Below are 4,000 nucleotides of genomic sequence, written 5' to 3'. Positions count from 1 at the left end.
TTGCCGGACAAATGCGGCTCGATCATGGCGCCGCTTGCGGACGCGCCGTTGCAGCGCGTGCAGGCGGTATCGGACGAGGGCAGCGGATTACCGCACGTCAGGCAATAGTCGGAAGGGTCTGTGTTGGGCACGGTCGGGTCGCATCAGAAGACAAAAGCAAATCGCTCGAAACAGATAGTAACGGTTTGCGGCGGACGGCGAACGTTCGCCTGAAGCAGGATCAATGCCGAGTGTGCTCAGGCGCACACACCGCTCGCAGGCGGGCGTCCCGTCGGAAGGGCCGCGCAAGGACCGGCAGCCTCATGTAGGAATCGACAGGACTTTTGAAATTTCGTCGCGTCGATCGTAAGACAAATCATCGAAGCGTCTCGACCTCCAGTTGCGCGACGCTCGCCCGCGACTCGTGCCTTTCCACCTCCTCCACACGATGCACCCCAAGCGTCTGCCGGCGCACGATCCTGTCGAATCCAGCGAGCACGCGGGCGCAGGTCAGCGTATGACGCCACCATTTGTTCTTCAGGAATGCGCTCGGCACCCATTGCCACGGCAGCACCACTTCGACATTACCCCAGGCCGGCCGCCATTTTTCCGACACATTCCTGCGCCGGAACACACTCACAGACGGAATGCCGAGATTCGACGCAAGATGCCCAATGCCGGAATCGTTGCCGATAAACCAGCCTGACTCATACACGTAGCCCGCGAGCTCGCTCAGGTCGTGGATCCTGGGCGCGGCGATACCTTGCTGGCGCAGGTCCCGCCAGCGTTCCCGTTCGTGAGGCGCCAGGATGAACACGACTTCCAGACCGCGTGCTTTCAGTTGCGATGCGACTTTCATGAATCGGGCCGGCAACCAGCGCTTGTCGCCGGTGCTGGCTTCCGGATGGATGATGACGCGGTTTGCATGGCGCCTGTGCACGAGCCCCTTGAGCGCTGTCATGCCGTTGTGCGATGTCGCGCCGCTGATGCCGAGCTCGTCGCGGCAGTAGTGCATGAATCGCTCGGCCATGGAGCCTTGCCTGTTTCCATACTCCACGTCGTGCAGCGTAATCACGCGATCATGCATGTCGGTGAGCGTTGGCAGCGGCTGCTCGGGCTGCATCTGGAATACGGCTTCGAACTGGGCGAACGTTTCCTTGATCTTGCTGACGTGCGGCAGCGGCAAGATCCGCGCATCCGGAAACCACGCGCGCAGTGCATGGGCCGGCGCGCCGAACACCGTTACGTCGATGCCATTCCTGATCAGGTTCTGCACGATCACCATGCAGACGAGCGAATCGCCGATCGCGTTCGACATGGAGAATGCCACGCGCCGATAGGGCAGAAGGCCACGTAACGGCGTTAAAGCCATCGGGTTTCGCTTGTAAGAGTGTTCACGCTGCCTGAATGCCTGGATGCATGGTTGAGCTGAGAGGGCGGTTCGATTGCACGCATTGAACGTGTTTTGATCCCGGCCGGACCAACATGATAAGCGCCATTGACAAATTGCTCACGGGTGAGCGCCGGATCGATGCCAAAAGCCGGCAAATCAACCAATATTGTTCGATGAAAATGGCGACTTTCGCGAGCCCTTCCACGGTTGGACCTTTCACTACCAATACATGACCATCTACCAGCGACTCAAGGATCTGAATCTGGCATTACCCGCCGCGCCCAAACCTGCGGCTTCGTATGTGACCGTCGTCGAGGCGTCGAACCTGATCTTCGTTTCAGGGCAAGGGCCGCTGGTCGGGCCGCGGCCGGTTTATACGGGACGCATCGGCGAAACGCTTACGCAGGAGGATGGCTACAAAGCGGCGCGTTTATCCGCGATGAACGCGCTTGCCGCGCTCGATGCCGAGATCGGACTGGATCGCGTGATGCGGATCGTAAAGCTCACGGGCTGGGTCAGCAGCGCTCCCGACTTTTATTTTCAGCATCTCGTAATCGATGGCGCGTCAGATCTGCTGATCGAGGTCTTTGGCGAGACCGGCTTGCATACCCGCTGCGCGCTGGGCGTGCATGTCCTTCCGTTCAACATACCGGTCGAGATCGAACTGGTGGCCGCGCTGAAAACCGGGGCCGGTTAGCGGTAAAGGATAGGTGTTGCAGGCTTTCGGGTTGTAAGACGTATATCGGTGAACACCCTTAAGCGCGCAGCCATCTGTGCAAACGAACGCGCTTAACAGGTAGCATGTGACGGCTAGCTGACAAAAAAATTACCTGGCATACAGGAGGAGACAAAAGCATGCGCAAGATGCGTTGGATGGTTGTATTTCTTTGCTTCCTTGCTATCGCGATCAACTACATCGATCGTGCAAATCTGGCGGTCGCAGCGCCGCAGATAGAGAAGGCCCTCAATATTGGTCCCGCGCAAATGGGGCTCGTGCTGAGCGGGTTTTTCTGGACCTACGCTTTCATGCAGATGCCGTTCGGCTGGTTCGTCGACAAGATCGGCGGACGTATTGCATTGCCGCTCGCGGTGGGATGGTGGTCCGTATTCACCGCACTGACCGCGGCGGCCACGAGCGTAGCGGGCATGTTCGGCTGCCGGCTGATGCTCGGCGTAGGCGAGGCGGGCGCTTATCCGGCGTGCGTGAAACTCGTCGCGCAATGGTTCAAGCCCGCGCAGCGCGCGTTTGCAACCAGCGTCTTCGATAGCGGTTCGCGTGTCGGCGCGGCGCTCTCCATTCCGGTGGTGGCGCTGATCATCAGCAGCTTCGGCTGGGAAGCGTCGTTCATCGCAACAGGCGCGCTTGGAATCGTGTGGGTCCTGGGCTGGTTCGTCCTCTATCGCAATCCCTCGCGCGGTGACCTGACAGGCGAGGAAGGCGCGGAACCCGTGGTTCAACCGAAAGCAACGGGCAAGAAGATCACCTGGTTGTCGCTCTTCAGGCACCGGACGCTGTGGGGCATGATGCTCGGCTTCTTCTGCCTGAACTTCGTGATCTACTTCTTCATCACATGGTTCCCGAGTTATCTCGTTCAGACACGCGGGTTCTCGTTGAAGTCGCTTGGCACGCTCGGCATGATTCCCGCGCTGATATCGATCCCGGGCGGCTGGCTCGGCGGCATTGTCTCCGATGGCCTTTACAAGCGCGGCTGGAGCCTCACCAAGGCGCGCAAGACCTGCATGGTCGGCGGGATGTTGTTGTCGTCGGTGATCACGGTGTCCGCGTTCACCACGAGCACGGCATTGATGCTGGCATCGTTCGGCATCGCTTATGGAAGCCTGGCGTTTGCAGCGGCAAGCATCTGGTCGCTGCCCGGCGATGTCGCGCCAACGCCGGATCATGTCGCATCGATTGGCGGCATACAGAACTTTGCCTCGAATCTCGCGGGCATCGTCATTACCACCTTCACCGGTTTCATGGTGCAGCTCACCAAGGGCTCGTTCACTGTGCCGCTTGTCGTTGCTGGCGGTTTTTGCGTTCTTGGCGCGTTCAGTTATCTGGTGATCGTGGGGAAGGTCGAGCCGTTGCATTTACCCGATGACCCGCCGCAGGATCTCGTAGCCACGCAAGGTGCCGGCGGCCACTGAAACGCTCATTTCTATCCCGATATAAAAATCTTCGCGCCGCCGGAAATTTCGTTATATACTTCGTCCCCGATTGATTGAAACGGTTGTGGCGCAAGGCTGGCAGAGGTGTCGTTCAACTCTTCGGCATGTCGTTTTCCGATTCGAATCAAGCGGTAAGCAGCACAAAATGGAGTGGTAGTTCAGTTGGTTAGAATACCGGCCTGTCACGCCGGGGGTCGCGGGTTCGAGTCCCGTCCGCTCCGCCAATATCGTGGTTCAAGCAGCATCAAAGCAAACTTCATAGCCCGCACGCAGCGGGCTTTTTGCTTTTCAGCTTTCCCATGGGTCGGCAACTTAGTGGACGCATCGCGATTTGCAGCGAATCGTCATCCAGTATCATTAACGAACCCCGTTAATGACTTAAGCACGATGCCCGACGACCACACGCCTCCGACTTCCGCGCCGCCTCGCATGGCCGATGTAGCGCGCATTGCCGGGGTC

At 59.1% G+C, this 4,000-nt stretch carries 3 protein-coding genes and 1 tRNA gene; 3 read left to right on the top strand and 1 reads right to left on the bottom strand.

The features are described 5' to 3' along the window. Positions 1-355 precede the first annotated feature (355 nt). A complete protein-coding gene (locus ACRXB1_RS32280) occupies positions 356-1,297 on the bottom strand; it encodes a glycosyltransferase family 9 protein (protein WP_231941335.1) in 942 nt (313 codons plus the stop codon). 241 nt (positions 1,298-1,538) lie between these two features. Here ACRXB1_RS32280 and ACRXB1_RS32275 point away from each other — a divergent pair, with 241 nt between their 5' ends. The 3 genes from ACRXB1_RS32275 to ACRXB1_RS32265 all read left to right on the top strand — a co-directional run bounded on the left by ACRXB1_RS32275 (position 1,539) and on the right by ACRXB1_RS32265 (position 3,765). After that, entirely contained in the window at positions 1,539-2,069 is a 531-nt protein-coding gene (locus ACRXB1_RS32275) for a RidA family protein (RefSeq protein ID WP_449494343.1), read from the top strand. Between the two features lie 158 nt (positions 2,070-2,227). Beyond that, positions 2,228-3,520 carry an MFS transporter gene (locus ACRXB1_RS32270; protein WP_449494342.1) on the top strand — a complete coding sequence of 431 codons (1,293 nt, stop codon included), beginning with the start codon at positions 2,228-2,230 and terminating at the stop codon, positions 3,518-3,520. A gap of 168 nt (positions 3,521-3,688) precedes the next feature. Then, a tRNA-Asp gene (locus tag ACRXB1_RS32265) sits at positions 3,689-3,765 on the top strand. Positions 3,766-4,000: the final 235 nt, after the last annotated feature.

The sequence above is a fragment of the Caballeronia sp. M23-90 genome (assembly GCF_053574605.1).
The sequence above is the reverse complement of the archived record's forward strand: the minus strand, read 5'-3'. Positions and strand labels throughout refer to the sequence as shown.

Coding starts and splice junctions, on each gene's coding strand:
- ACRXB1_RS32280 (WP_231941335.1), bottom strand. CDS start 1,297: ATGTCGAACGCGATCGGCGATTCGCTCGTCTGCATGGTGATCGTGCAG.
- ACRXB1_RS32270 (WP_449494342.1), top strand. CDS start 2,228: ATGCGCAAGATGCGTTGGATGGTTGTATTTCTTTGCTTCCTTGCTATC.